The organism is Aquimarina sp. U1-2, from assembly GCF_017897595.1.
In the GTDB taxonomy this organism is placed as follows: Bacteria; Bacteroidota; Bacteroidia; order Flavobacteriales; family Flavobacteriaceae; genus Aquimarina.
In genome coordinates this window covers 1-355 of the sequence record NZ_JAGKIK010000115.1, presented here as the reverse complement: position 1 = coordinate 355, position 355 = coordinate 1, and the positions used below count along the sequence as shown (strand labels likewise).

The window sequence follows — 355 nt, the reverse complement described above, 5'->3', positions numbered from 1 at the left end:
CTCTGCTTTCTCACCTGTTCTAAAATAACGCTGGGTTCCTGTAGCGTCTGCAGCAAGTACTAAGTTAATAGGATCGTTAATTTGCTTGGCAAATACGCCTACAGAAAGTACTTCACTTTTACTAATAAACCATTCGTATTTTAAATCAAGATTGTAAATATCTGAATATGATTTATCGGTAAGATTTACACCAGTACGTGTTCCTAGTAAGTCTTGGTTACCACCAATTCTGTAACTAATACCCTCGTAAACAAATGGTGCAATTTCTTTAAATTCTGGAACCGATACTGTTTTACTAACTGCAAAACGTAAATTCTGGTCCTCAGTAATAGCATATTTAACGTTTAAACTTGGC

The 355-nt window shown here is 35.2% G+C and carries 1 protein-coding gene; it reads right to left on the bottom strand.

Translation table 11 applies throughout. The features are described 5' to 3' along the window. A partial coding sequence (locus J8281_RS19280; protein ID WP_210199266.1) for a TonB-dependent receptor domain-containing protein occupies window positions 1–355 on the bottom strand: 355 nt, incomplete at both ends.